We start from the raw sequence: 25,502 nt of genomic DNA on the forward strand, positions 1-25,502 counted from the left end.
CTTCCGCTCCCGTATTTCAGGGAGACGACATGCGCAGCGCAGGCCGCATCAGGACGTGGAAGGATGACAAGGGCTTCGGCTTCATCGTGCCGGATGACGGCGGCGATGAATTGTTCGCCCACATCAGCGAAGTGAATGCCGAAGGTCGCCGGCCGTCGGCGGGCGACCGCGTGAGCTTCGCAGTCGGCACTGACCGCACGGGGCGGCGCTGTGCAAAGCAGGTGCTGCTCGACGGCGTGCCGCTCAAGACGGCGCGCCCGCGCGCGCAGGGTCGCGACGATACTCACCCTGCGCAATGGGGCGGCGCCACGCTGTTCGTCATTCCGGCCTTTCTCGTCGTCATGCTGGTCGCGGCCTGGCTGTGGCAGGTGCCGGCCGGCTGGTTCCTGCTCTATCTCGGGTTGAGCGTCGTCACCTTCGGGCTGTATGCGGTCGACAAGGCGCAGGCTGCAAACAACGGCATGCGCGTGCCCGAAGCCCGGCTGCATCTGCTGGCGCTGGTCGGCGGCTGGCCAGGTGGCCTGCTGGCGCAGCAGTTCCTGCGCCACAAGTCGGTGAAGGCCTCGTTTCGGCGCGGCTTCTGGATCACCGTGGCGCTGAATGTGCTGATTTTCCTGTTCGTCACCAGCCCGCTCGGCCGGCCGCTCGTCGCGCACTGGCTGGGGTAGGGATCGCCGCTCCCACAGCCAAAGCCACGCGCCCCGCGCAGCCGCGGTATCGCACGGCGCCGCCGTGACGGGAGTCGCGGTGCGCTCGGTTGCACCGGCGATCACGCCCCCGAAATGCACGGGCGGATGATCCCGCTCAAGGTGCGTGCCCCAGGCTTTGATCAGGATGGGCGTACTTGCATGGCAGGAGTCCGGACATGGGCCGCATCGTCGTTATCCAGGGGCACCCCGAAACGCGCGCGGGGCTGCTGCGCGCACTGGCCGACAGCTATGTCGAAGGTGCGCGGGCGGCCGGGCACGACGTCGAGGTGATCGACGTGACCCGGCTCGACTTTCCGCTGCTGCGCGACAAGGCGGCCTGGTCTGCCGCTGCCGACGGCGATGTCGCGCACGCGCAGGCAGCGATGGCCGCGGCACAGCATGTCGCGGTGTTCTTCCCGCTGTGGCTGGGCACATTGCCGGCGCTGCTCAAGGCCTTTTTCGAGCAGATCCTCCGGCCGGGTTTCGCGATCGGCGAAGGCACCGGGCTGAACCCGTTCAAGCCGCTGCTGAAGGGTCGTTCGGCGCGGCTGATCGTGACCATGGGCATGCCGGCCTTGATGTTCCGCCTGATCTACCTTGCGCATGGCGTGAAGAGCTTCGAACGCAATGCACTGAATTTCGTCGGCATCCGGCCGGTGCGTACGACGCTGATCGGCAGCGTGGACAGCATGGACGACGCTGCACGCGCCCGCTGCCATGCGCAGATGCGCAGCCTCGGTCGCGCCGCCCGCTGAAGGGGCTGCGCTGTGGGAGCGGCGGCCTGTGGGAGCGGCGGCCTGTGGGAGCGGCGGCCTCGCCGCGATCTGCGCGTTGATCATCGACCATCGCCGCACTGATCGCGGCGAGGCCGCCGCTCCCACAAATCCGCGCCGCTCCCGGGGGTCGCACCCTAGACGCGCAGCAGGCGCACTCGCCTGAACCAGCCCCCGAAGGCGGCCGGTTCGTCGCTGACCACGCCGAAGGGCAGATCTTTCAGCGCGTCTTCGAGGACCAGGTCGAGCCGGGTGGCGATGCGTCCCGCGATCGGCGACAGCAGGCGGCGCAACGGCGCCGGTCGACCGGCGGGCAGGAATTTGTCGAGCAGCAATGCCGCGCCGCCGGACTTCAGCACGCGTGCGGCTTCGCGCAGGCAGGCGGCGCCATCGGGCACGACGGCGACGATGAGGTGCAGCACGACGCAGTCGAAGCTCGCGTCGCGGAACGGTAGCCGCATCGCGTCGCCGCGCACCGCGGCGTAATCGAGCCCCTCGGCGCGCGGCAGGCTGCGCGCCAGCATGGCGCTGTTGAAGTCGAGTCCGGTGTAGCGGTGATCGGGCGGCAGACAGGGCAGGTCGAGGCCAGTGCCAATGCCGCACAGCAGGATGTCCGACGGCGAACGCGGCAGGGCGTCCAGGCTGGCGCGTCGCGCGCCGCGCGAGGCGAGATCGACGACCGCGTCGTACAGCGGCGCGAGACGGGTATAGGAGGCGTCGAGTGACACCGCGCCGCCCCGGACCTCAGTGCAGCACGCGCGGCATGGCGAGCGTGAATTCGGGAATGACGGCTTCGAACTGCGTGCCGTCTTCGGCCACCATCTGGTAGCTGCCACCCATGGTACCGACCGGGGTGGTCAGCGCGCAGCCGCTGGTGTATTCGAACTTCTCGTCCGGCTTGAGCAGCGGTTGCTGACCGACGACGCCGAGGCCGCGCACTTCCTGCTCGGAATCGGCGGCGTCGCGGATGACCCAGTGCCGGCTGATCAGCTGCGCCGGCACGTTACCGGTATTGGCGATCGTCACCGTATAGGCGAAGACGAAACGCGATTCGTCGGGATCGGACTGCTCTTCGACATAGCGTGTCTGCACCGACACCGTGATTTCATGTTTTTTCGCTTCGGCCATGGCAGCTTTTTAACCGAAGTCCTTCAGGGCGGCAAGCAGCAGCCGCCTCGACACAGCCGGCAATGATCGGGGCCGCGCACGGGAGCCGATACAATTGCGTTCCTGCCATCCGGAGCACGCCCGTGAGCCACTCGCCCGTACGCCCTTCATCCGCATCCGATTTCCTGATCGCGCCCAGCCTGCTGTCGGCCGATTTCGCCATGCTCGGGCAGGAGGTGCGCAACGTCATCGATTCGGGTGCCGACTGGATCCACTTCGACGTGATGGACAACCACTACGTGCCCAATCTGACCATCGGGCCGCTGGTGTGCCAGGCGCTGCGCCCGCACACCGATGCGGTGATCGACGTGCATCTGATGGTGAAGCCGGTCGACCGCATCATTCCGGACTTCGCGAAGGCCGGCGCCAACGTGATCACCTTCCATCCGGAGGCTTCGGAACACATCGATCGTTCGCTCGCGCTGATCCGTGACCATGGCTGTCGTGCCGGTCTGGTATTCAACCCGGCCACGCCGCTGCACCATCTCGACCATGTGATGGATCGGCTCGACCTCGTGCTGCTGATGTCGGTGAACCCGGGCTTCGGCGGCCAGAGCTTCATTCCGGAAACGCTGAACAAGCTGCGCGCCGCGCGCGCGAAGCTGGACGAGTATGAAGCGCGGACCGGCCGGCGCATCCGGCTGGAGATCGACGGCGGCGTGAAGGTGGACAACATCGCCGACATCGCGCGCGCTGGCGCCGACACCTTCGTCGCCGGCTCGGCCGTGTTCGGCGCCGGGCTCGACACCGACCCGAACCGCTACGACAGCGTGATCGGCGCGCTGCGCGCCCAGCTCGCGACCGTCGCGGCATGAGGGCACGGCGCGCGGTCGCCGCGATCAGCTTCGACCTCGATGGCACGCTGCTCGATACCGTGCCCGATCTCGCCGCCGCCGCGCGCGACATGGCGCTCGAACTGGGCCTGCCGGTGCGGTGCGAGGACGAGGTACGGATGTTCGTCGGCCGGGGCATTCCGGACCTGGTCAAACGCTGCCTGGGCGAACGTGCGCAGGACGCCGCATTGCTCGCGCAGGCGATTGACGCGTTCCGGCGCGGCTACTGCCTGCGCAATGGTGAGCATGCGACCGCCTACCCGGGCGCGCACGACACGCTGGCCGCCTTGCAGACCGCCGGTTTCCGGCTGGCCTGCGTCACCAACAAGCCGGCCGACTTCACGGAGCCGCTGCTCGAACGGATGAAGATGCGCCAGTACTTCGATTGCGTTGTCAGCGGCGACACGCTGCCGCAGAAGAAGCCCGACCCTGCGCCGCTGCACTACGCGGCCGCGCAACTGGGCTGCGCACCGGGCGTGCTGTTGCATATAGGCGACTCGTACAACGACATCGATTGCGCCCGCGCCGCAGGGGTGGCGGTGTTCGGCGTGCCCTGGGGCTATTGCGAAGGGCGCGTGCTGGACGCAAAAGATTGCGATGGGCTACTATCGTCGCTCCCTGACCTGCTCGATCGGGTCATGCTGTCGACCGGCCACCGGATCGATCAACCCTGAGCGTACCGACAAAAAAATGGACAGCCCGACTTCCAAGGAGAGACCCGCCCGCAGCTGCGCGCCCGCGCCCCTGCACGGGTACCTGTGGCGAGCCGCCTGAGTCCGCTTCCGGTCCGGCGCAGGCGGTGACACCGCGGCGCCCGTTCAAATCCTGCACTCCGGTCTGTCCATGAATCACGATCAATTCGAGGCGCTCGTACGCGCCGGCTACAACCGCATTCCGGTCGCGCGCCAGGCGCTGGCCGATCTCGACACGCCGCTGTCCGCCTATCTGAAGCTGGCCGACGCGCCGTATTCCTATCTGCTCGAATCGGTGCAGGGCGGCGAGCGCTGGGGTCGTTATTCGATACTCGGCCTGCCGGCGCAGACGCGCATCGTCGTGCGTCGCAACGACATCCGCGTGCTGCGCGACGAGGTCGAGATCGAGCACTGCGAATCGGCCGACCCGCTTGCCTTCGTGCAGGAGTTCATCGGCCGCTACCGGGTGCCCGACCTGCCCGGCCTGCCGCGTTTTTCCGGCGGACTGGTCGGCTACTTCGGCTACGACGTGGTGCGCTATGTCGAACACCGTCTCGAAGCCGGCTGGAACAAGGCCGATCCGCTGTGCGTGCCGGACATCCATCTGCTGCTGTCGGACGAGCTCGCGGTGTTCGACAACCTGTCAGGTCGGCTCACCTTCATCGTCTATGCGGATCCGGCGCAGCCGGACGCGCTGATGAACGCCCATCTGCGGCTCGAAGCGCTGTCGGCGCGACTGAAATCGCCGCTGCGCGAGCCGGATACGCCGCGCGGCGTGTCGGTGGACGCGGTGTCCGGCTTCGGCCATGACGCCTACTGCGCGGCGGTCGACACCGCCAAGCGCTACATTTTCGACGGCGACATCATGCAGGTGGTGCCGTCGCAGCGCATGAGCAAGCCGCTGGCGACGACGCCGATGGCGGTCTATCGCGCGCTGCGCGCGCTGAATCCGTCGCCCTACATGTATTTCTTCAATCTCGGCGACACCCACATCGTCGGCGCCAGCCCGGAAATCCTCGCCCGCCTGGAAGGCGACAAGGTGACCGTGCGGCCGATCGCCGGCACCCGCAAGCGAGGTGCCACGCCGGACGAAGACCGCGCGCTGGCGGAAGACCTGCTGTCGGACGAGAAGGAACGTGCCGAACACATCATGCTGGTCGATCTGGGCCGCAACGATCTGGGCCGGGTCGCCGCCATCGGCTCGGTGGAGGTGACCGACCGCATGGTGGTGGAAAAGTATTCGCACGTGATGCACATCGTCAGCAATGTCGAAGGCGTGCTCAAGTCGGGCCTGACCGCGATGGACGTGCTGCGCGCCACCTTCCCGGCCGGCACGGTCAGTGGCGCGCCCAAGGTCAGGGCGATGGAAATCATCGACGAGCTGGAACCGGTCAAGCGCGGCATCTATTCGGGCGCCGTCGGCTACCTGGGCTTCAACGGCGGCATGGACGTGGCGATCGCGCTGCGCACCGCGGTGATCAAGGACGGCCAGTTGCACGCGCAGGCCGGTGGCGGCGTGGTGATGGATTCAACGCCCGAAGGCGAATGGCAGGAAACGCTGAACAAGGCGCGCGCCGTGCTGCGTGCGGCGGAACTTGCGGAAGCGGGGCTGGTGCCGGGCCCGGACGGGCGGGGGAACTGACATGTTATTGATGATCGACAATTACGACTCCTTCACCTACAACCTCGTGCAGTACTTCGGCGAGCTGGGTGAGGATGTTCGCGTGTTCCGCAACGACGAAATCACGCTCGACCAGATCGATGCGCTCAAACCCGACCACATCGTGGTGTCGCCCGGGCCGTGTTCTCCGAAGGAGGCGGGCGTATCGGTACCGTTGATCACTGCCTTCGCCGGCAAGTACCCGATTCTGGGCGTGTGCCTCGGCCACCAGAGCATCGGTGCGGCGTTCGGCGGCGACGTGGTGCACGCCAAGGTGGTGATGCACGGCAAGACGGCGGCGATCCACCATGCCGACAAGGGCATGTTCCGCGGTCTGCCAAATCCGTTCACGGCCATCCGCTACCACTCGCTGGCGGTGTCGCGCGACACCTTGCCGGATTGTCTGGAGGTGACCGCGTGGACGGATGACGGCGAAATCATGGGCATGCGGCACAAGACACTGGCGGTCGAGGGTGTGCAGTTCCACCCCGAATCCATCCTGACCGAACACGGTCACCAGATGCTGAAGAACTTCCTCGACGAGTGGAGGGTGGGCGCATGACTTTCACACCGAAACAGGCGCTCGAGCGGGTCATCGAGCACCGCGAAATCTTCCACGAAGAAATGACGGCGCTGATGCGCCAGATCATGACCGGCGAGGTGTCGCCGACGCTGATCGCCGCCATCCTGATCGGTCTGCGGGTGAAGAAGGAAACCGTGGGCGAGATTGCTGCCGCGGCCATGGTGATGCGCGAACTGTCGATGAAGGTGCCGGTGGGCAACACCCAGACCCTGGTCGACACCTGCGGCACCGGTGGCGATGGTGCGCACACCTTCAATATTTCCACCGCGTCGATGTTCGTCGCTGCGGCCGCCGGTGCGCGCGTGGCCAAGCACGGCGGGCGGGCCAGTTCATCGCAGAGCGGGTCGGCCGACGTGCTGGAAGCGCTCGGCATGACGCTGAACCTCACGCCGGCGCAGGTCGCGATGTGCATCGAACAGGCCGGCGTCGGCTTCATGTTCGCGCCCAACCACCACAGCGCGATGAAGCACGCCGCACCGGTGCGCAGGGAACTGGGCGTGCGCACGATGTTCAATATCCTCGGTCCGCTGACCAACCCGGCCGGCGCAGCCAATCAGGTGATGGGTGTGTTCCACGCGGATCTGGTCGGTATTCTGGCGCGGGTGCTGAAGGAGCTGGGCTCGCGCAATGTGATGGTGGTGCATGGCCGCGACGGGCTGGACGAACTGTCGATCAGCGGCGACACCTTCGTGGGCGAGCTGCGCGACGGTGAGGTGCGCGAGTACACGGTGCATCCGTCAGACGTCGGTCTGCCGGTGCATGCACTCGACACGCTGCGCGTGACCGATGTGCAGGCCTCGCGCGACATGCTGCTGGCCGCGCTGGATGGCCGATTCGCCCCGGCGCGCGACATCGTGCTGCTTAATGCCGGTGCCAGCCTTTACGTGGCGGGTGTGGCCGACAGCCTGCGCGACGGGGTGGACCGTGCCCGCGAGGCGGTCGAATCCGGCGCCGCGCGGGCGCGTGTCGACACGCTGGTCGAGCTGACGCGCACCTTCGGCACTTGAGGATCCTGCAGGCGCCCGCCCTGCAGGTCCGAAACATTCAATGGGGTCAGAAGAAATGTCCGACATCCTGCAGAAAATCCTTGCCACCAAGCGGGAAGAAATTGCCGCCGGCCGAGCATTGCAGACGCTGGACGCGCTGTGTACCCGGGCCGAAGCCCAGCCGCCGGTGCGCAACTTCGTCGCCGCGCTGAGCGAACGCGTGGCGCGTCGCCAGCCGGCGGTGATCGCCGAGGTGAAGAAGGCCAGCCCGTCGAAAGGCGTGCTGCGCGCCGACTTCCGTCCGGCCGAGATTGCGCGCTCGTACGAGGCGGGCGGTGCCGCCTGCCTGTCGGTGTTGACTGACCGGCAGTATTTTCAGGGTGCGCCCGAGTTTCTGGTCGAGGCGCGTGCCGCCTGTCGGTTGCCGGTGCTGCGCAAGGATTTCATCATCGATCCCTGGCAGGTGGTCGAGGCGCGTGCGATGGGCGCCGACTGCATCCTGCTGATCGTGGCAGCCTTCCTGCCGCCGTCGGGCGAGGCGGACGCCGCTCAGCAGGCGAAGGCCGTGGCCGACATGCGCGCCCTGGAAACCCTCGCGGGAGAGCTGGGCATGTCAGTGCTGGTGGAAAGTCACGACGCGGGCGAACTTGATCTGGCGCTGCAACTGGATACGCCGCTGATGGGCATCAACAACCGCAGCCTGCGTACCTTCGAGGTGTCGCTCGATTTCACGCTGTCACAGCTCGACCGCATTCCGGCCGGGCGCATCGTGATCACCGAGAGCGGCATCCTGACGGCAGACAACGTCGCGACCATGCGGGCCCGCGACGTGCATGCCTTTCTGGTCGGCGAAGCCTTCATGCGCGCCGCCGACCCTGGGGCCGAACTGGCCCGCCTGTTCGGCACTGCAGTGGCCTGAGCCACGGCAGTCCGTTCTTCAGCTGCGCACTGCGCCGTCGGCGCCGCGCGGACCGTCGCCATGACCATGGCGCTTGCCGTGGTGCGGGTGACCGCCACCCATACGGGCCAGTGACTTGGCCGCGTCCTTGCGCTGTTCAGGCGTCAGCACTTCGGCCAGATCGGCCAGCGTGCGCGTCATCAGCTTCGAACGTTCGTCCATCTGCGCATGGCGTGCCGCTCGCAGCTGTTCGATCCGGTCGCGGTCTATCGATTCGGCCGACAACAGGGCCAGCATTTCCTTCGGACCGCCGCCATCGGCAGGGCGCAGTGCCTTCATCTGTTCGGTCGAGGCCTGGACGATTTCGCGAGCACGTGCCTTCTGCTCGTCGGTCGCGCCGACCTTGCTGAAGACGCGTTCGACACGCTCTGCCATGCGCTTTTCCATATGACCGTGGCCGTGATGCGCTGCGGTCTTCATGGCGTGCGGTGCGCGCTGTTCTCCCGCGTCGGCGGAAGCCTGCGGAACGGCGGCAACCATTGCGGCCAGTGCGCCGGCCGCGGTGAGCGCAGCCAGCCAGCGGCCGCGGGATGCTGCAGCGTGCAGGGGGCGGGCAGTGACAGCGTTCGGGTGATTCATGATCTGACTCCTCTGATTTGCCGGAATGCTCCGGCAGCGAAGCCAGTGTCGGCGGCTGCTGTAAACCCGCTGCGCGACCGCAGTAACGATTTGTAAGATTCGCAGGGTTTCGGCATTTTCAAGGCAGGGATTCGCGTTGCGGCCGAAACGGGTGACACTGACCTGCAATGAACGGTCGGGATGTGATGATTCCCAGTGTTGGCGCGGGTTCTGTGCCAAAACACTGCGGTATTATCCGACCAGGTTCCGTCCGTCAGAACGGCCGATAAACAATCAAAAAAGGTCAGCGCCGGGGGTCACCCCGACGTATCCCGTTTCCTGCACAGCATGTCAGCCAACGCTGCAAGCGCGATCGAATGTGCCGTGCTGTCTGGCGCGCCCTCCGTTCCGGTGATAGCCGGAACGGCGCTCGGCCTGCGCTCGCAGCAGGGCGAGGCGCAGCCGCTGTCGGCGTTGCTGCGCGCCGACCCGGTGCTTGTGCTGCGCGTGCTGCGCGCCTCGGAAGCGCTCGAGCACTCGAATGGCCTGAGCGCAGCGCGTCGCATCGATGCGGTGATCGACGCAGGCGGGCAGGCCCTCATCCGCGCGGCCTTGCTCGACACCCACCAGTGGTCATCCCGCCTCGGTGCTGTGCCGGATGGATACCGTCGCTACTGGTCACATTCGCTGCTGAGCGCCGAAACCGCGCGCGAACTGTCGCTGCGCTGTGGCAACAGCGACCCCGACGAGGCCTACATTGCAGGTCTGCTGCTCGATGTGGCGATGCCGCTGCTGTCGAACAACCCACCGTACCTGAACCTGCTGGCGCAAGGCCATGACGAGTCCGCGCTGTCAGGCCTCGAAGCTGCCGAGCTGGGTGTTTCGCACGCCGAACTCGCCGCCGATCTGCTGCCAGAGGGGTGGGCCGGCGACTTGGCCGACGCCTTGCGCTTCCACCACGCCGACGCAGCGCTGTTCCACGATGCGCCTGAATTGCTGCGTGTCGCGCGCGCGGCCGAAGAGCTGTCGGGCGGCGGCAGCGGCGACGCGATGCAGCACGCTGCGCTGGCGCATGCGCTGACCGGCCTGCCGATGGACCAGCTCAACGACGCCTGGCAGACCGCCTGCCGACGTACGCAGTCCCGGCTGGATGCGCTGCAACTGCTTGATCCGATGGCGCCGATGATCGCCGGCGCACCGTATCGCCCGTTCTTCGAGGTGTCGCCCGACCCCTCGTTCAACCCGGCGTACGGCGCTGATCCGCAGCAGTCGGTGCTGCTCGATCTCGCCCGCAGTGGGCTGCTCGCGCAGGTGCTCGAACCCACAGCGGACAACGACGTGCTGCGCGCCTACCGGCTGGCCGGCGCCCTGCTGCTCGATCTGCCGATGCCGCAGATGCTGCTGCCGGCGCACGGCGAAACCCGTTTTGCGGTGCTTGACGAGGCCGGTGAGCCGGGTGGCGTCCAGCTCGATCTGGCGCATTCGGGGCTGGGCGACATCGGGCAGCAATTGCTGCGCGGGCAGCCCTGGTACTGCGAGGATGCCCGGCAGGCGGCGCGCCTGCCGATCAGCGTCCAGCGACTGCTGCGCCCGGCGCGCGGTGAAGCCTGCCTGCTGCTGCCGCTGCTCGGCGACGGTCGGGTGGAAGCTCTGGCACTGCATCGCATGCCTGTTTCTGCGCTGTCAGGCCTGCGCAAGCGCGCTGCCGGACTCGACGCACTGACCGGCGCGACCGCACGCGCGCTGCGCACGCAGCGTGTCCAGGCACGCAACCTTGGTGAGCTGCGCGGCAGCATGGTCGAGCAGTACGCCGCGCATTCGCGGCAACTGCGCGCCGACCTGAACACGCCGCTCGGTCTGCTGAAGCACCAGGTGAAGTCGATGCGCCTGAAGATGGGCGCCGATTCGATGCTCGAATCCGAGCTGTCGGTGTTCAACGATCAGGTGATCCGCATCGACACGGTGCTGCACCAGTTCGAAAGCCGCCCGCCGGACATCACCGCAGCTGCGCAATGGACCGACGTCAACCAGCTGATCGAACAGATCATGGCCGAGACCGACGAGCGGACGTTCCGCGCGCGCTCGATCACGACCGAACTTCACCTCGATTCGGCGCTGCCGCCGCTGCACCTGCCGCTGTCGGCGATGCGCGACATCGTGGCCGCGCTGCTCACGGTCAGTGCCGAACAGATCGGCAGCGGTGGGCGCATCGCCGTCAGCAGCGCGGATGGGGTGAACTGGAACGGTGTGCTGCACGCGGAAATCCGCATCCGCGACTTCGGCCGCGGCATGGACGCTGCACGGGTGGCCGCGCTGTTCGCCTCGACCGCCGGCGAAGGACAGGCAAGACCGACGCTGGCGCACGCGCTGGCGCAGATCCGGGCGCTCGGTGGTTCTCTGTCGTGCAAGAGCGCGATCGGTCAGGGCACGGTATTCCAGCTGCTGCTGCCGCGCCAGACGCGCCGACGCGCGCCGGCTGCCGAGCAGTCCTAGGGCAAACCGCAGGGTGTGCACCTGACGCGGCGCGCCGGCTGCACGCGTGACATGCGGATCAGATGCGACCCGCGCTCAGGCCGCCTTCCAGCGGCTGTTGGCATTCACGTGCTGGGAGAGGAAATCCATCTGGTCGACCAGAATGTTGCGGTTGCTCAGGATCAGGTATTCGGCCTTGTTCGGCACATAGGGCGCGTACAGCAGCTGCATGTGCGCCTGCTCGGGCGTACGACCGCTCTTGCGCTGGTTGCACGGACGGCAGCAGGTGACCACATTCATCCACAGGTCGCGGCCGCCCTGCGACACCGGCAGGATGTGGTCGCGCGTGAGTTTCTGGGCCGAAAAGTCACCGCCGCAGTAGGCACAGATCGAGCGATCGCGGTGGAACAGCTCGCGATTGTTCAGCGGCGGCACGGCCATCTGCAGCTTGTGCGCGTGGCTGCGACCCTTGATCGCGATGATGCTGTTGGTGCGGATGAAGGACTGTTCGCCGGTCATCCGGTTGATGCCGCCGCGGATTTCGAATTCGTGGCTGCCGGCGACCCAGGCCACCAGATCCTTCGAGTGATAGAACACGGCGTGCTGCCAGCTCACCCAGCGATGCGGCACGCCGTTGGCATCCAGCGTCAGTATCCACGGATGTGCCGGCCGGCGGCGTTGCCGCGCTAAGCTCAGCGGTGGGTGCTCTTCCATCGACGGGAACACGGCCTTGGCAACCTCCATAGTGTCCAGCTTGACAGGCAGGAAACGCGGAAACGCAGATTTGCGCGCGGGCGATCATCTGCCGAACGAGTGTAACGGCCTTCCGCCTGCAGCGCGCACGTACTCTAGCAAAGGAAGATGAATTTGCAACCGCGTCGCCGGCGTGTTCCATCACCGAATCTGCTGGCCGCAACGGGGCTGTCGCTGGCACTGCACGGGCTGCTGATCTGGCCGCTTCCGCTGCCGCGCTCGATACCCGAAAGACCTGTTGCTCAGGTCGGCGCGCTGCGGCTCGTGCCGACGCTGCCCGCAGCGGCATCGGTCGCCGTTGCGGGCAACCTGCCGGCCGCTCCGCAAGCCAGCCTGTCGATCGATCGTCCGTCGCCCCTGCTCACCGCTGCCGGCCGGGCCGCCCCGCCTGGACCGGATGGCGGCGCGCTGTCACCCGTCGTTGCGGAATCCTCGCTGCGTGCATTTCGCTACGCCATCGCGCGCTCCGTTGCCCGTGATGGTGCGCCGCTGCAGGCAAGGGGTGTACGCATGGTGATCGCGCTGCGGCTGCATGCGCGCCGTGTCGTCGCGGTGTCGCTCGTGCGCAGCAGCGGCCACGACGCGCTGGATGCGAGGGTGCTGGCTGCATTCAGGGCAGCGGCGAGTACCGCCGTCAGGTCGGTCGATCTGCCGCCGCACGGCTTCGCGGTGGAACTGGAACTTGACGGCGAGTCGGACGACGCAGGGCAGGACGACGCCGGGCAGGATGAGCGACCGCGCGCGTCCGGCTGAACCGCCGAGCGGCTGCTCAGCAGCGCACCTGCTGGCGACAGAACTCTGCCATCGGAACGACCCGCGTGCGTTCGCCGACCGGCTGCATGGCGCGGTCTCCGCCGTGTTCGAGCGCAAGCCGGAAGCCGAAACTGCTGAAGAAGCGATCGAATACATCGGCGCCCAGGGTGGCGACCGCAGCCAGTTCGTCGCGCTCGGCGGAGTACTCCAATACAATCGCGGCCAGCGGTTGCGGGGCAGGGCCTTCGAGCACCTGCGCGCCGGCGGCCGGATCGAACTGGCTGTGCTCGGAACAGCAGTGTATGACCCGGGCGCGCGCATTGTGTGGAGTCGCGTCAGCGCGATAGGCGATGAAACTGATGTCGCGTGTGGGATGGGTGAGCTTGTGCGAGCATATGGCCGAGTAGGCGACAACCGATTGGCGCCGGCCGACGCCGCCCGGCCAGTCATAACGGCGGCCATCCGCAGTACGGATGTCTTTCCGGCCCGCCACCTTCTGGCCGAGATCGAGCAGGAAGCACGGCGTGGCCGGGTAGGGCCACTGGAAAACATAATTGACGCCCGGTTCAAGCGAGGCTGCTCGCAGCGGTTGCCCGTCACTATTGGTCAGTATGCTGCGCGGAAAGCTTCGCATGATGCGGGCTTGCGCAGGAAGGTTCAGCCCGAGCATGCCGCACGCAGCGCTGCAGGTCGCGATGAAGTGGCGTCTTTCCATTTTCATGCTCCACAGGGACGGTTTGTGCTGCGGTCGTTGAAACCTAGAAACTGTTGTTGCGATAGTCAAGCGGGTGTGTGCCTCACATGAACCGTCCGGTTGACGAAATGCACGAACAAGACCCGCAGACCCGCGCGCCGGCGCCCGAAGCCGTGCCGCCGGGTGCGCCGCTGCCGCTGCCCGGCCCGTTACCGCTGAATGCCCTGATCGCGATTGGCTACTGCGTGCTCGTGGCGGCCAACCTGCAGCTGCGCGACGCGTCGGGCATCACGCCGATGTGGGCGCCGATCGGCCTCGCGCTGTTCGTCCTGCTGCGCTTCGGCAACCGTGCGCTGCCGGGCGTGCTGATCGGCGTCATCGCCGGAACCGCTCTGGCACAAATGCCCATGCCGATGGCCGTGCTGCACGCGGCCGGACAGATAATCGCGCCGTGGGTGGGGGCGCGAATTCTGCGGCATCTGATCAGCGAACCGGCGCATCTGCTGGAGCGTACCGACGGCGCCTTCAAGCTGCTGGCGGTGGCCTATGCGGTGGCTATCATCAGTGCCGCAGCCACCACCCTCGGCATGGCGCTGGCGCATGAGCTGCCCGCAGCCCGCTGGCTTGATAGCGGTGCGTCGATCTGGCTCGGCGACGCACTGGGCGTCGTCGTGTCCATGCTGCCGCTGCTGGCCTGGACAACCGATCGCTCGCCGGTGCAGTCGCCGCGTCGGCTGATCGAACAGGTGCTGGTCATCCTGACGCTGCTCGGCATGCTGGCGGCGACCTTCTTCGGCGTCGCCCTGCTGGCCGAACCCATCCTGCAGCTTTATGCCTCGCTGCCGCTGGTGATCTGGATCGCGCTGCGCTTTCCGCCGCGGGTCGGCTGGACGGTGTTCCTGATCGCATCGCTGACCGCATTGGCCGGCACCGCACAAGGCTTCTCGCTGCTGAACGAGCACGCGATGGGCGTGCAGATTCTCGTGCTGCACGGGCTCATCACGCTGACCGCCGCGACCGCGCTGTTCATCGGTGCCGCGATGTTCGAGAAGCAGGCGGCGCGGCGGGCGCTGCGCGAACGCGAGTCGCACTTTCGTGCGCTGACGCTGCTGTCGGCCGACTGGCACTGGGAACTCGACGCCGACCTGCGCTACCACCGCCTGCCGGATCAACTGACCGGCGTGCATTTCGGCGACACCGCGCTGGACGGCTGCGCACCCTGGGAAATCGCCGGGGAAGAGGCGCTCACCCTGCCGTGGGGCCTGCTGCGCCAGACGCTGGAGCGCCACGATGCCTTCCGCGACTTCCTGTCGCGCCGCCGCGACGGCTCACGCTGGCGCTATCTGGCCTCGTCCGGCGAGCCGGTGTTCGACGCACATGGCGCGTTCTCGGGCTACCGCGGCGTCAGTCGGGACATCACGGCCGAAATGCAGGCGCGCGAAGCGCTGCGCGAGGAAGAGTTCAGACTGCGCGCGCTGGTCGATGCGCTGCCGGAACTGATCGTGCTGCAGGACAGGCATCTGCGCTGGCGGCTGGCCAACCGCTCGCTGCTCGATACGCGCTGGCTGAAGAAGATGGCCTGGCTGGGCGCCACCAGCGAGGAACTCGCGGCGCACCTGCCGTCGATGGCCGACGTGCTGAAGCAGGACCACAAGATCGCCGAAGCGGTGGCGCTGTCCTGCAAGCCGCATCGGGAAGAGCAGCGTCTCGTCATGCCCGATGGCGAGGAGCGGGTATTCGAAGTCAGCGTCATTCCGCTGACCGACGATGATGGCCAGTTCAACGGAATCGTGTCGGTGCGGCGCGACATGACCGCGCAGCGCGACGCCGAGCGCATCCAGGCCGAACATGTACAGGGCGTGCAGTCACTCAACGACGAGCTGGAGCGCCGTGTCGGTGCGCGCACTGCAGCGCTTGAAGCGGCGATCCGCGAACTGGAGGCGTTCAGCTACTCGGTGTCGCATGATCTGAGGGCGCCGCTGCGCGCACTGGACGGCTTCTCACGCCTGCTGGTGGAGGATTACGGCGATCTGCTCGACGAACAGGGGCGCGAGTATCTGTCGCGCATCCGTCGCAACAGCCAGCGCATGGGCGAACTGATCGATGACCTGCTGGAACTGTCGCGCGTGTCGCGTGCCGAGGTGCACCGCTCACTGACCAACCTGTCGGACATCGCGCGCGACGTGGTGCGCGAACTGACGGCCGAAGCACCTGACCGATACATCCACTGGGTCATTCCGGAAGGTCTGTGGGCCGACACCGATTCCGGACTGGCGCGCGTCGTGTTCGAAAACCTGCTGCGCAACGCATGGAAATTCACCCGTCTGCAGGCGCAGCCGCGCATCGAGATCGGGCAAACGGAGTTGCAGGGCCAGGCGGCGTACTACGTGCGCGACAACGGCGTCGGCTTCGACATGGCCTATGTCGGTCGGCTGTTCGCGCCTTTCCAGCGCCTGCACAACAATCGCGAATTCGACGGCAGCGGCATTGGTCTGGCGATCGTGCAGCGGGTGATCCGTCTGCACGGCGGCCATGTGTCGGCCGAGGGCGTGGTTGGACAGGGCGCAACCTTCAGCTTCAGCTTCGGCCCGGTACGTCCAGACTGAAGTGGTGCACGCCGAAGCCGCCCATGCGCCGCTCGTCGAAGAAGGTGCGCAGGGTCAGTGACACGCTGCGGAACGCCAGTTCGTCCCACGGAATGTCGGCTTCGTCGAACAGCCTGACATCGAGCGATTCGCTGCCGGGCGCGAAGTCGGTGTCGATCAGCTCGGCCCGGAACAGGATGTGCATCTGGTCGATCTGCGGCACGCTGACCATCGTATAGGGCGCAATCAATGCGACCCGCGCACAGGCCTCCTCAAGCGTTTCGCGCAATGCACCGTCGGCCGCGCTTTCACCGTTTTCGAGAAATCCGGCGGGCAGCGTCCAGTAACCCAGGCGCGGCTCGATGGCGCGCCTGCACAACAGCACCTGCCCCTCCCAGATGGGCAGTGTGCCCACCACCATGCGCGGGTTCTGATAGTGGATGGTGCCGCACGCCGGGCAGACGTGGCGCAGCCGGTTGTCGCCCACCGGCACGCGCTGTTCAACCTTGCTGCCGCAGTCAGCGCAGAAATTCATGGGTACACCGGCTGTTCGAAATGAAGAGTCCGGAGTGTAGCGCCCCGCCTGTCGCCTGCGTACCTGCCCTCAAGAACCGTGTCTCCCGCGCCGTAAGCTGATGCCATGAGGCATATTCTGCAACGGACGCATGGCGCGCCGTTCAGGCCTGGACGATGGCAAAGCGATGAATGACCTGATTGATACAAGCCGGTTCGAGGAAATCAAGGCGGCCGGCGAACTGCCTTCCCCGCGCGGCATTGCGCTGGCGATTGCGCGCGTCACGCAACGCGGTGACGCCTCGCTGGCCGAACTCGCCCGCCTGGTGCAGGGCGATCCGGCGCTGGTCGGGCGCCTTGTCTGTGCGGCCAACGGCACGCTGGCACCCGGCATGCGGCCCATCGTGGCGCTGCGCGACGCACTGTCGGTACTCGGCATGGCTGCGGTACGCAATCTGGCGCTGGGCTTTTCGCTGATTTCCAGCAATGGCAAGGGTTTGTGCCGAAGTTTTCCGTATTCGCGCTTCTGGACCGGATCGGTCATCCGCGCCATCGCAACGCAGAAGATCATGACCGTGATGCGTTCGGCCGGGGTGGAGGAAAGCTTCAGCGTCGGCCTGCTGTCCGGCATCGGCGCGCTCGGGCTGGCCAGCGTGTTCCCGGCGCAGTACTCGCGCGTACTCGACGAGGTGCGAGGTGGCGAGCCGGAAATGCTGCTCGATGTCGAGCGACAGGCATTCGCGATGACCCACGTCGAACTGAGCGCCGCCATGCTCGCCGACTGGGGCATGCCGCGCTTCTTCATCGCCGCCGTTCTCGGCCATGAATCTGCATTGTCGGTGCAGGGCGAGCCCGAATCGCGCGAATACAGCCTGACGCTGGCACTCGGCCTGGCGCGTGCGGTCGAAGCCGCCTGCCTGTGCGACGAGGCGGAACGCACGCTGCACATGGGCATCGCCCGCGCTCTGGCGGCGCGCATGTCGTGGCTGCCCGATCAGGTCAGCACCCTGTGCGATGACGTCGCGCGCGAGTGGAAGGACTGGTCGCAGATACTGCCGGTCGATGCCTATGCATTGCCCAACCTGAACGACGTCGCATTGCCCGAACCGGCCATTCCGGCGCCCGCGTCGATCGAGGTGGAGGCTGCGAACGACGCACCCGACCCGGGCGCGCTGCGCGCACTGGTGGTGGATGACGACGCCGCCACCCGCATGACGCTGCAGGCGCTGCTGCTGCGCGGTGGCTATCAGGTCACGTGTGCCGAAAACGGTGTGGCGGGCATGGAACGCGCGCTCGAGTTTCAGCCGCAGATCATGGTGGTCGACTGGGTCATGCCGGAAATGAACGGGCTGGAGCTGACGCGCACGCTGCGCCAGACCCGCATGGGCCGCAATATCTACATCATCGTGCTGACCAGTCACGAGGACGAGGAACGCCTGGTCGAGGCCTTCGAAGCAGGTGTCGACGACTACATGGTGAAGCCGCTCAAGCCGCGGGTGCTGGAGGCCCGGCTGCGTGCGGGTCAGCGGCTGATCCGGCTGCAGAAGGATCTGGAGGCCGAACGTGAGGAAATCCGCCGCTACGCGGCCGAGCTGGGCGTCAGCAACAGACGCCTGCAGGAAGTCGCGCTGACCGACGCGCTGACCGGATTCCCGAACCGGCGCTACGCCATGGCGCGCATCGGACAGGAATGGGCGATCGCGCTGCGCAGCGAACGACCGCTGTCGTGCATGCTGATCGACGTCGACTACTTCCGCCAGATCAACGAAACCTATGGGCACGACGTGGCCGATCAGGTGCTGGAACAAACGGCACGTGCCATCCGCGAATGCATGCGCGCGCAGGACGTGGTGTGCCGTACCGGCGGCGATGAATTCCTGATCATCTGCCCGGACACTACGCTGGAACAGGCCATGGCGTGCGCCCAGCGCGTTTGCGCCGGCGTGGCGGCCGTGCCGCTGCAGGCCGGACAGCTGCGCCTGAAAAGCTCGATCAGCATAGGCGTGGCCGAACGACTTTCGCCGATGCCGGACGCAGACGCGCTGCTTGCGCTGGCCGATCAGGCGCTCATGGGCGCCAAAAGCACGGGCCGCGGACGGGTGCGCGCAGCCAGCTGAGGCGACCCCGACCTTCGGGCCAAGAAACGGCATTTTTACCGCCTGCGCGTTTCGCGGTGCTCAAGTTCCCTCCATTCCTGCCGTCGTTAAGGTTCGTTGATCGTGCACACGACCTGGAATGAAGTTGATGGATCGCCACTCGGACAGGATGGGAGGGTTCAGAACCATCAAGGTGTTGATGGTCGAGGACAATGAAGACGACGTCTTCCTGCTGAATGCGCAGCTGAGCGCACGCGGCCTCGAAACCTATTCCGAGCGCGTGGACAGTGCGCTCGAGCTCGCACGTGCCCTCGAGGAGCGCGAGTGGGATCTGGTCATTTCCGATCATGCGATGCCGGGCTTTGATTCCGCCTCCGCGCTGGAAGTCCTGCGCCGCAGCGGTCGCGACATCCCGTTCATCATCTACTCCGGCAAGATTTCCGACCACATGGCGTTCTCGGCCATGCGCAACGGCGTCGCCGACTACGTTCAGAAGGGCAATATTGCGCGCCTCGTGCCGGTCATCGAACGCGAGCTGCGCGGCGTTGAAACGCGCCGGGCGGTGCAGACTGCCGATGCACGCATTCATGCGCTGGCCTTCTTCGACACGCTTTCGGCGTTGCCGAACCAGACCTTGCTGCGCGCCCAGATCGACGACTGGCTCGATACCGCGCGTCGCAGCACCGAAGCGCGCCATGCAACGCTGATGGTGATCGACATCGACCGCTTTCTTCGCATCAACACCAGCTTCGGCTATGACGCCGGCAATGTCGTGTTGCGTGAAGTGGTGTCGCGCCTGATCGAGCGTGCCGGCCAGGGCGCGATGATTGCGCGCCTGAGTGGTGACCGCTTCTGCGTATTTGCGCCGTCCTGCATCACGCGCGATGACGCACGCGTGTTCGCGCACCGTTTGCTGGAAGCGTTCGCTTCACCGGTGATCAAGGACGGTCTGGAATTGTTCCTGACCGCATCACTTGGCGTGGCGATGACACCCGAGGACGGCAGCGAGGCGCAGTCCCTGATCATGAATGCCGAGGCGGCGATGTCGAGCGCCAAGCGCGCCGGCGGCAATGGCCTGAGCTTCTACGCCCACGAAATGAGCGCCAGTTCGGCCGAGAAGCTGGTGCTCGAGACGCATCTGCGCCACTCCGTGCAGCGCGGCGAACTGTTCCTGAATTACCAGCCGATACTCAATGGCGTGACCGGCCGTACGTCGGGCGTCGAGGCGCTGCTGCGCTGGCGTCATCCGCAGCGCGGCATCATCCCGCCGGACCGCTTCATTCCGCTGGCCGATGAATCGGGCCTGATCGTCGAGATCGGTGCCTGGGTCATGCGCGAAGCCTGCCTGCAGGGCAGGAAGTGGCACGAACAGGGCATGCAGGACCTGTCGATGTCGGTCAATGTGTCGGCTGTCCAGTTCGCCCAGCCGCGCCTGCTGGAAACAGTGCGCACGACGCTGGAAGACACCGGATTCCCGGCCGAGAAGCTGGTGCTCGAAATCACCGAATCGGTGCTGATGAAGGACGCGGAAACCACCATCGGCATGCTCAAGGCGCTGAAGAACATGGGCGTGCGCATTTCTATGGACGACTTCGGTACCGGCTATTCGTCGCTGTCCTATCTGAAGCGCTTTCCGATCGACATCGTCAAGATCGACAAATCGTTCGTGCGCGACATCAATGACGACGAGGATGATGCCGCCATCATCCGCGTCATCATTTCCCTTGCGCGCAGCCTGCGTCTCACGACGGTGGCAGAAGGGGTCGAAACACCGGAACAACTGGGCTTCCTGCGACGCGAACAGTGCGACCGCTTTCAGGGCTACTTCTTCTCGCGGCCGGTGGAAGCCGACCTGCTCAGCAAGCGCATCCTGGATGGAACCCTCTTGATCTAGCCGGATTTCCTGCTCCGCGCGCCCGTCGGCCGGCGCGACAACCCGACCCCGGTCCCGCCATGTAGGAAAACTTCCTACAGGAATCCGCTCGTCTTCACGTACATAAACTTACGTCTTGTCCTGATTGGGCAATGGCCCCCTGCTGGGCAGAATGCATCCCATGCACTGAAACACACGGTGCCTGCCGACTGAAGGGACTGCATGATGAAGACGACCGGTTTGCTCAACGAGATCAGAGAACTGAATCTTTCCTATCTCATGCTTGCCCAGCAGATGATCCGTGAAGACCGCGATGCGGCGATGTTCCGCCTCGGTGTCAGCGAAGAAGTGGCTGACATGATCGAGTCGCTGTCGCCGGCCCAGGTCCTGAAGATGGCCAGCGCGAACATGATGCTGTGCCGCCTGCGCTTCGACGACCGCGTGCTGCTCGGTCTGCTGTCGAGCCACGGCCGCGACGCAACGACGTCCCATCTGCATGCCACGATTCTGGCCTGCGCCCAGCCGGTCGAAGCCGTTTCCTGATTCAAGGGGTTCAAGGTCATGAAAAACAAAAGCATCGTTTCGGAAGGCCGTGAAATTGCACTGGCGGCAGACCTGATCAGACTGGGCGCACGCCTGCAGCTGCTGGAGGCCGAAACCCACCTGTCGCGCGAGCGTCTGCTCAAGCTGTACAAGGAAGTGAAGGGCGTGTCGCCGCCCAAGGGCATGCTGCCCTTTTCGACCGACTGGTTCATGACCTGGCAGCCGAACATTCACGCTTCGCTGTTCATGTCCTTCTTCTCCTTCTTCAAGCAGAACACCGAGCGCTCCCAGCTCGACTGCATCGTCAAGGCCTTCCGCCTGTACCAGGAACACGTGCAGACGCACGACATGGAAGAGGTGTTGAGCCTGACCCGCGCCTGGACCCTGGTGCGATTCTTCGATGCCAAGCTGCTGCAGCGTACGCCCTGCACCTGCTGCGGCGGCCAATTCGTGGCCCATGCCTACGATCCGAAATCCAGCTATGTCTGCGGCCTGTGCCACATCCCGGCACGCGCCGGCAAGACACGGCGCGCGCGCGAGGCCCTGATCGCCGCCTGACAACCCGTTCTACTCTCCTGTCTGACCTCCTCCTTGCGAAAGCAAGGGGCTCGCCGCCGCGGGGCAACCCGTGGCGGCTTTTTTTTGTACTGCCGCCACGGGCGCCGGTTTCCGGTGGTTGCCGGTCGTCGGGGAATCACGATCAAGTTTCGCAATGCGGTGCCGTTACACCAACAGGCACCGGGTACTTGATGCCCCGAACATCCGTCATACACAGGGAAAGTCCATGTTTCTGATCATTGGCTACGTAATCGTCCTTGCCGCCTCGATCGGCACGTACGCCCTTCATGGCAGTCTGGCCGCTCTGTGGGTGCCGGCGGAATACGTGGCCATTTTCGGTCTGATGATCGGCGGCTTCGTGGCCGGCAACGGCATGCCTGCAATCAAGGCCACGCTGGGGGCCCTGCCGTCGGTGTTCAAGGGATCGTCGTACAACAAGGCGTTCTATGTGGACGTGCTGGCGATGCTGTACGAAATTCTTGCCAAGGTGCGCAAGGAAGGCCTGATGTCCATCGAGGCCGATGTCGAGAACCCCGAAGCCAGCCCGATCTTTTCGAAGTACCCCAAATTCCTCGCCGATCACCATGCGGTCGATTTCCTGACCGACTACCTGCGCATGATGGTGGGTGGCAACCTGAACGCATTCGAGATCGAAAGCCTGATGGATGCCGAGATCGACACCCACCACTCGGAGCAGCACGTGGCCGTGCACTGCGTCTCCAAAGTCGCTGACAGCGTGCCCGCGTTCGGTATCGTCGTCGCGGTGATGGGCGTGGTGAACGTGATGGGCTCGGTCGGTCAGCCGCCGGCGGTGCTCGGCAAGATGATCGGCGGCGCACTGGTCGGTACCTTCCTCGGCATTCTGCTTTCCTACGGCTTCGTTGCGCCGATCGCCGCGCAGCTCGAACAGAAGATGGAAGAGGGCGGCAAGATCTATCAGTGCATGAAGGTGGTGCTGCTGGCCAGCATGAACGGCTATGCGCCGCAGGTGGCGATCGAGTTCGGCCGCAAGGTGCTGTACTCGCCGGACCGCCCGAGCTTCAAGGAGCTGGAAGACGAAGTGAAGAACCGCAAGGGCAAGTAGGCCCGACCACCGTTCTGATCTCGACTCCCCTGTCACGACCGCGCAACGCCGACCTGAAACCCGTTCCGGATCACTGAACCATGTCCGACGATACCCAGCAGCCCATCATCGTCAAGAAGATCAAGAAAGGCGGCGGCGGCGCGCATGGCGGCGCGTGGAAGATCGCCTACGCTGACTTCGTGACTGCGATGATGGCCTTCTTCCTGCTCATGTGGCTGCTTGGCTCGACCGCGCAAGGCGATCTCGAAGGCATCGCCGAATACTTCGAAAATCCGCTCAAGGTCGCCCAGCAGGGCGGCTCGGGCTCGGGTGACAGTTCCAGCATCATCCAGGGTGGTGGTCGCGATCTCACGCGGCAGACCGGCCAGGTCAAGTACGGCACGGTCGAGGCAAAGAAGCGATCGTTCAATCTCACCGCCAGCAAGGATTCCGAGAACGACGCCAAGGCCAGGGCGGAAGGCATCGAACGCGCCAAGCTGATCGAACTGAAGAACCAGATCGAAGCGCGCGTCGAAGCCAATCCCGACCTGCGGCCATTCCGCAATCAACTGGTGCTCGACGTGACCTCGGAAGGTCTGCGCATCCAGATCGTCGATGAGCAGAACCGGCCGATGTTCGCATCGGCCAGCGAACGGCTGCAGCCCTATACCTCTGTCATCCTGCGCGAGATCGGTCTGATCCTGAACCAGGTCGAAAATCGCATCTTCCTGTCCGGTCACACCGACGCCACGCCATTCGCCGGCGGCATCGGCGGCTTCTCGAACTGGGAACTGTCGGCCAATCGCGCCAATGCCTCGCGGCGGGAGCTGATCGCCGGCGGCATGGATCCGGACAAGGTGCTGCGCGTGGTAGGCATGGGGTCCATCGTGTCGTTCGACAAGGAGGATCCGTACAACCCGATCAACCGTCGCATCAGCATCATCGTGCTCAACAAGCAGACCGAAGAGCTGTTCCTCGCCGATGGCAGGTCGGTCGACGTCGAAAATCTCGTCGGCGGCGAAGCGGAACCGACGGAGCCCTGATCCGCATCAATTTGTGAAGAAGTAATGGGTAAAGTTTCCATCGCGTTCGCCGTTACACCGTTCAACTTCCTACCCTGAATCCGAATGCTCGAAGCCATGAATCGCATTTCGATACCACTTGTCGCCGCATGGAGCCTCACGGTGCTCGGTGCGGTGCTGGCTGTCGTACTCCGGCCCGATGCGATCGCGCCGCTGCTTTCGCTGGGGCTGTTCGCGGCGCTCATCTGGACCATGACGTCCATCGTCCTGCTGCGCGGCCGGGTGACACCTTTGTCCGCCGACACGCTTCAGGCCGCGCGCACGCATGACGCGGATTCGGGCCACGCCGTGCTGTCCGGCAGTGCGCTTCAGGTCAGCTCGCAGTGCGGGCAGATGACCGAGGAGCTGTCCCGGGTACAGACCCTCCCGCACGAAGCGATCAATGGCCTGACCAACAGCTTTCAAAGCATGCAGGCCGAAACTACTGATCAGCGTACAACCGCGCTCGCACTGACCAGTGGCGGCGGCGACGGGCAGTTCGATTTCGAAATCTTTGTCGAGGAAACGTCGGGCACGATGCAGCGCGTCGTCGACAGTGTCGTGCAGAACAGCAAGCTGGGCATGGAACTGGTCGAACTGACCGAAGGCATCGCGCGCGAAACCGAAAGTGTGCGTTCGCTGCTCGGCGAAATCGGTGGCATTTCCAAGCAGACCAATCTGCTGGCGCTGAATGCCGCCATCGAAGCGGCGCGGGCCGGCGAGGCCGGGCGCGGGTTCGCCGTCGTCGCTGACGAGGTGCGCACGCTGTCGTCGCGGACCAGTGAATTCAGCCAGCAAATCGTCACGCTGGTCGATCGTGTACAGGCCAACGTGAAGTTGACAGAGCACGCGCTGGCCGCTCTGGCCGGTCAGGACATGACATTTGCGCTCGAATCGAAGCAGCGTGTCGAAAGCGTGGTGCGCGGGCTGGAAACGCTGCACCAGCGACGTCAGCGCTCGATCGAGACGCTGGGTGAATCGGTTGAACGTGTCGATAGCGCGGTGGCGACTGCGGTGACATCCCTGCAGTTCCAGGACATGACGTCGCAGCTGATCGGACACGTTCAGTTGCGTATCGGCAATGTCGACGAGGTCATGAAGGCGGCGCGCGAGCTGAGTGAAGCTGCGGCGCAGGGCCGTGCGACAGAAGGTCATGCCCGACGGGTTGATGAGGTGCTGGAACAGCTTCGAGCTGCCGACAGCAAGAACCCGGTGGCGCAGCAAGCCTTCCGGGAAGGCGAAATTGAACTGTTCTGAAGGAGATACGTAATGGCAAAGACTGTGCTTGCAATTGACGATTCGGCGTCGATCCGCCAGATGGTGGCGTTCACCCTGAAAAGCTCCGGCTACGACGTGATCGAAGCGGTGGACGGACAGGACGGCCTGGACAAGGCGAAGTCGAAATCGGTCAACCTCGTGCTGACCGACCAGAACATGCCGCGCATGGACGGACTGACGCTGATCCGCAATCTGCGCAGCCTGGCGCAGTACAAGGCGACGCCGATCCTGATGCTGACCACCGAATCGTCCGATGCGATGAAGGCACAGGGCCGTGCCGCCGGCGCGACCGGCTGGCTGGTCAAGCCCTTCGACCCGCAGAAGCTGGTCGAGGTGGTGAAAAAAGTGATCGGCTGAGCGC

The 25,502-nt window shown here is 65.4% G+C and carries 25 protein-coding genes; 19 read left to right on the forward strand and 6 right to left on the reverse strand.

Annotation, left to right across the window (positions count from 1 at the left end):
• Nucleotides 1-29: 29 nt before the first annotated feature.
• Nucleotides 30-668 (forward strand): DUF1294 domain-containing protein, encoded by a 639-nt coding sequence (locus tag BSY238_RS13165; protein ID WP_069039546.1) that lies wholly within the window; start codon nucleotides 30-32, stop codon nucleotides 666-668.
• Between the two features lie 197 nt (nucleotides 669-865).
• Nucleotides 866-1,444 (forward strand): NAD(P)H-dependent oxidoreductase, encoded by a 579-nt coding sequence (locus tag BSY238_RS13170; RefSeq protein WP_069039547.1) that lies wholly within the window; start codon nucleotides 866-868, stop codon nucleotides 1,442-1,444.
• A 155-nt stretch (nucleotides 1,445-1,599) separates the two neighbouring features.
• Here BSY238_RS13170 and BSY238_RS13175 read toward each other — a convergent pair whose 3' ends face one another.
• Complete coding sequence (locus BSY238_RS13175; protein WP_069039548.1) at nucleotides 1,600-2,190, reverse strand: class I SAM-dependent methyltransferase; 591 nt, start codon at nucleotides 2,188-2,190, stop codon at nucleotides 1,600-1,602.
• Nucleotides 2,191-2,206: 16 nt separating this feature from the next.
• Nucleotides 2,207-2,590 carry a Co2+/Mg2+ efflux protein ApaG gene (gene apaG, locus BSY238_RS13180; protein WP_069039549.1) on the reverse strand — a complete coding sequence of 128 codons (384 nt, stop codon included), beginning with the start codon at nucleotides 2,588-2,590 and terminating at the stop codon, nucleotides 2,207-2,209.
• A gap of 200 nt (nucleotides 2,591-2,790) precedes the next feature.
• On the opposite strand from apaG, the gene rpe reads away from it, so the two are divergent.
• The 6 genes from rpe (at nucleotide 2,791) to trpC (ending at nucleotide 8,302) form a co-directional block, all read left to right on the forward strand.
• Complete coding sequence (gene rpe / locus BSY238_RS13185; RefSeq protein ID WP_069040672.1) at nucleotides 2,791-3,444, forward strand: ribulose-phosphate 3-epimerase; 654 nt, start codon at nucleotides 2,791-2,793, stop codon at nucleotides 3,442-3,444.
• Complete coding sequence (locus BSY238_RS13190; protein ID WP_069039550.1) at nucleotides 3,441-4,136, forward strand: phosphoglycolate phosphatase; 696 nt, start codon at nucleotides 3,441-3,443, stop codon at nucleotides 4,134-4,136. Before rpe ends, BSY238_RS13190 begins: the two co-directional genes overlap by 4 nt.
• Nucleotides 4,137-4,305: 169 nt before the next feature.
• Nucleotides 4,306-5,796 (forward strand): anthranilate synthase component I, encoded by a 1,491-nt coding sequence (trpE, locus tag BSY238_RS13195; protein ID WP_069039551.1) that lies wholly within the window; start codon nucleotides 4,306-4,308, stop codon nucleotides 5,794-5,796.
• A 1-nt stretch (nucleotide 5,797) separates the two neighbouring features.
• Nucleotides 5,798-6,376, forward strand: coding sequence for an anthranilate synthase component II (locus tag BSY238_RS13200; protein ID WP_069039552.1), 579 nt, complete (start codon nucleotides 5,798-5,800; stop codon nucleotides 6,374-6,376).
• Nucleotides 6,373-7,404: an anthranilate phosphoribosyltransferase gene (gene trpD / locus BSY238_RS13205; protein WP_069039553.1), complete on the forward strand. Its 1,032-nt coding sequence runs from the start codon at nucleotides 6,373-6,375 to the stop codon at nucleotides 7,402-7,404. Before BSY238_RS13200 ends, trpD begins: the two co-directional genes overlap by 4 nt.
• A 55-nt stretch (nucleotides 7,405-7,459) precedes the next feature.
• Entirely contained in the window at nucleotides 7,460-8,302 is an 843-nt protein-coding gene (gene trpC, locus BSY238_RS13210; RefSeq protein ID WP_069039554.1) for an indole-3-glycerol phosphate synthase TrpC, read from the forward strand.
• 18 nt (nucleotides 8,303-8,320) lie between these two features.
• On the opposite strand, the gene BSY238_RS13215 is transcribed toward trpC, so the two are convergent.
• Nucleotides 8,321-8,920 carry a Spy/CpxP family protein refolding chaperone gene (locus tag BSY238_RS13215; RefSeq protein WP_069039555.1) on the reverse strand — a complete coding sequence of 200 codons (600 nt, stop codon included), beginning with the start codon at nucleotides 8,918-8,920 and terminating at the stop codon, nucleotides 8,321-8,323.
• A gap of 327 nt (nucleotides 8,921-9,247) precedes the next feature.
• Here BSY238_RS13215 and BSY238_RS13220 point away from each other — a divergent pair, with 327 nt between their 5' ends.
• Nucleotides 9,248-11,392, forward strand: coding sequence for an HDOD domain-containing protein (locus BSY238_RS13220; protein WP_069039556.1), 2,145 nt, complete (start codon nucleotides 9,248-9,250; stop codon nucleotides 11,390-11,392).
• A gap of 75 nt (nucleotides 11,393-11,467) precedes the next feature.
• Here BSY238_RS13220 and BSY238_RS13225 read toward each other — a convergent pair whose 3' ends face one another.
• Nucleotides 11,468-12,115 carry an HNH endonuclease gene (locus BSY238_RS13225; RefSeq protein ID WP_223300131.1) on the reverse strand — a complete coding sequence of 216 codons (648 nt, stop codon included), beginning with the start codon at nucleotides 12,113-12,115 and terminating at the stop codon, nucleotides 11,468-11,470.
• A 117-nt stretch (nucleotides 12,116-12,232) separates the two neighbouring features.
• On the opposite strand from BSY238_RS13225, the gene BSY238_RS13230 reads away from it, so the two are divergent.
• The gene (locus BSY238_RS13230; RefSeq protein WP_069039557.1) at nucleotides 12,233-12,877 is read left to right on the forward strand and encodes a hypothetical protein; all 645 of its coding nucleotides are present in this window, start codon (nucleotides 12,233-12,235) and stop codon (nucleotides 12,875-12,877) included.
• A 16-nt stretch (nucleotides 12,878-12,893) separates the two neighbouring features.
• Here BSY238_RS13230 and BSY238_RS13235 read toward each other — a convergent pair whose 3' ends face one another.
• Nucleotides 12,894-13,592, reverse strand: coding sequence for a hypothetical protein (locus BSY238_RS13235; RefSeq protein ID WP_223300132.1), 699 nt, complete (start codon nucleotides 13,590-13,592; stop codon nucleotides 12,894-12,896).
• Between the two features lie 86 nt (nucleotides 13,593-13,678).
• On the opposite strand from BSY238_RS13235, the gene BSY238_RS13240 reads away from it, so the two are divergent.
• Nucleotides 13,679-16,177 (forward strand): MASE1 domain-containing protein, encoded by a 2,499-nt coding sequence (locus tag BSY238_RS13240; RefSeq protein WP_223300133.1) that lies wholly within the window; start codon nucleotides 13,679-13,681, stop codon nucleotides 16,175-16,177.
• Here BSY238_RS13240 and BSY238_RS13245 read toward each other — a convergent pair.
• The gene (locus tag BSY238_RS13245; RefSeq protein WP_069039558.1) at nucleotides 16,149-16,691 is read right to left on the reverse strand and encodes an NUDIX hydrolase; all 543 of its coding nucleotides are present in this window, start codon (nucleotides 16,689-16,691) and stop codon (nucleotides 16,149-16,151) included. The two genes, BSY238_RS13240 and BSY238_RS13245, sit on opposite strands and share 29 nt — an antisense overlap.
• A gap of 166 nt (nucleotides 16,692-16,857) precedes the next feature.
• On the opposite strand from BSY238_RS13245, the gene BSY238_RS13250 reads away from it, so the two are divergent.
• The 8 genes from BSY238_RS13250 (at nucleotide 16,858) to BSY238_RS13285 (ending at nucleotide 25,498) form a co-directional block, all read left to right on the forward strand.
• Nucleotides 16,858-18,786 carry a diguanylate cyclase gene (locus BSY238_RS13250; protein WP_069040676.1) on the forward strand — a complete coding sequence of 643 codons (1,929 nt, stop codon included), beginning with the start codon at nucleotides 16,858-16,860 and terminating at the stop codon, nucleotides 18,784-18,786.
• Between the two features lie 148 nt (nucleotides 18,787-18,934).
• The gene (locus tag BSY238_RS13255; RefSeq protein ID WP_223300134.1) at nucleotides 18,935-20,659 is read left to right on the forward strand and encodes a putative bifunctional diguanylate cyclase/phosphodiesterase; all 1,725 of its coding nucleotides are present in this window, start codon (nucleotides 18,935-18,937) and stop codon (nucleotides 20,657-20,659) included.
• 204 nt (nucleotides 20,660-20,863) lie between these two features.
• Nucleotides 20,864-21,181, forward strand: a complete 318-nt coding sequence (gene flhD, locus BSY238_RS13260) for a flagellar transcriptional regulator FlhD (RefSeq protein WP_069039559.1) — start codon at nucleotides 20,864-20,866, stop codon at nucleotides 21,179-21,181.
• 18 nt (nucleotides 21,182-21,199) lie between these two features.
• Nucleotides 21,200-21,739, forward strand: coding sequence for a flagellar transcriptional regulator FlhC (flhC, locus tag BSY238_RS13265; RefSeq protein ID WP_069039560.1), 540 nt, complete (start codon nucleotides 21,200-21,202; stop codon nucleotides 21,737-21,739).
• 226 nt (nucleotides 21,740-21,965) lie between these two features.
• On the forward strand, nucleotides 21,966-22,823 hold the full coding sequence (gene motA, locus BSY238_RS13270) for a flagellar motor stator protein MotA (protein WP_069039561.1): 858 nt from the start codon (nucleotides 21,966-21,968) through the stop codon (nucleotides 22,821-22,823).
• 80 nt (nucleotides 22,824-22,903) lie between these two features.
• Complete coding sequence (gene motB, locus BSY238_RS13275; RefSeq protein ID WP_069039562.1) at nucleotides 22,904-23,845, forward strand: flagellar motor protein MotB; 942 nt, start codon at nucleotides 22,904-22,906, stop codon at nucleotides 23,843-23,845.
• Between the two features lie 84 nt (nucleotides 23,846-23,929).
• Complete coding sequence (locus BSY238_RS13280; protein WP_223300135.1) at nucleotides 23,930-25,120, forward strand: methyl-accepting chemotaxis protein; 1,191 nt, start codon at nucleotides 23,930-23,932, stop codon at nucleotides 25,118-25,120.
• A gap of 12 nt (nucleotides 25,121-25,132) precedes the next feature.
• Entirely contained in the window at nucleotides 25,133-25,498 is a 366-nt protein-coding gene (locus tag BSY238_RS13285) for a response regulator (protein ID WP_069039563.1), read from the forward strand.
• Nucleotides 25,499-25,502 lie beyond the last annotated feature (4 nt).

This window comes from Methyloversatilis sp. RAC08 (assembly GCF_001713355.1).
GTDB lineage: Bacteria > Pseudomonadota > Gammaproteobacteria > Burkholderiales > Rhodocyclaceae > Methyloversatilis.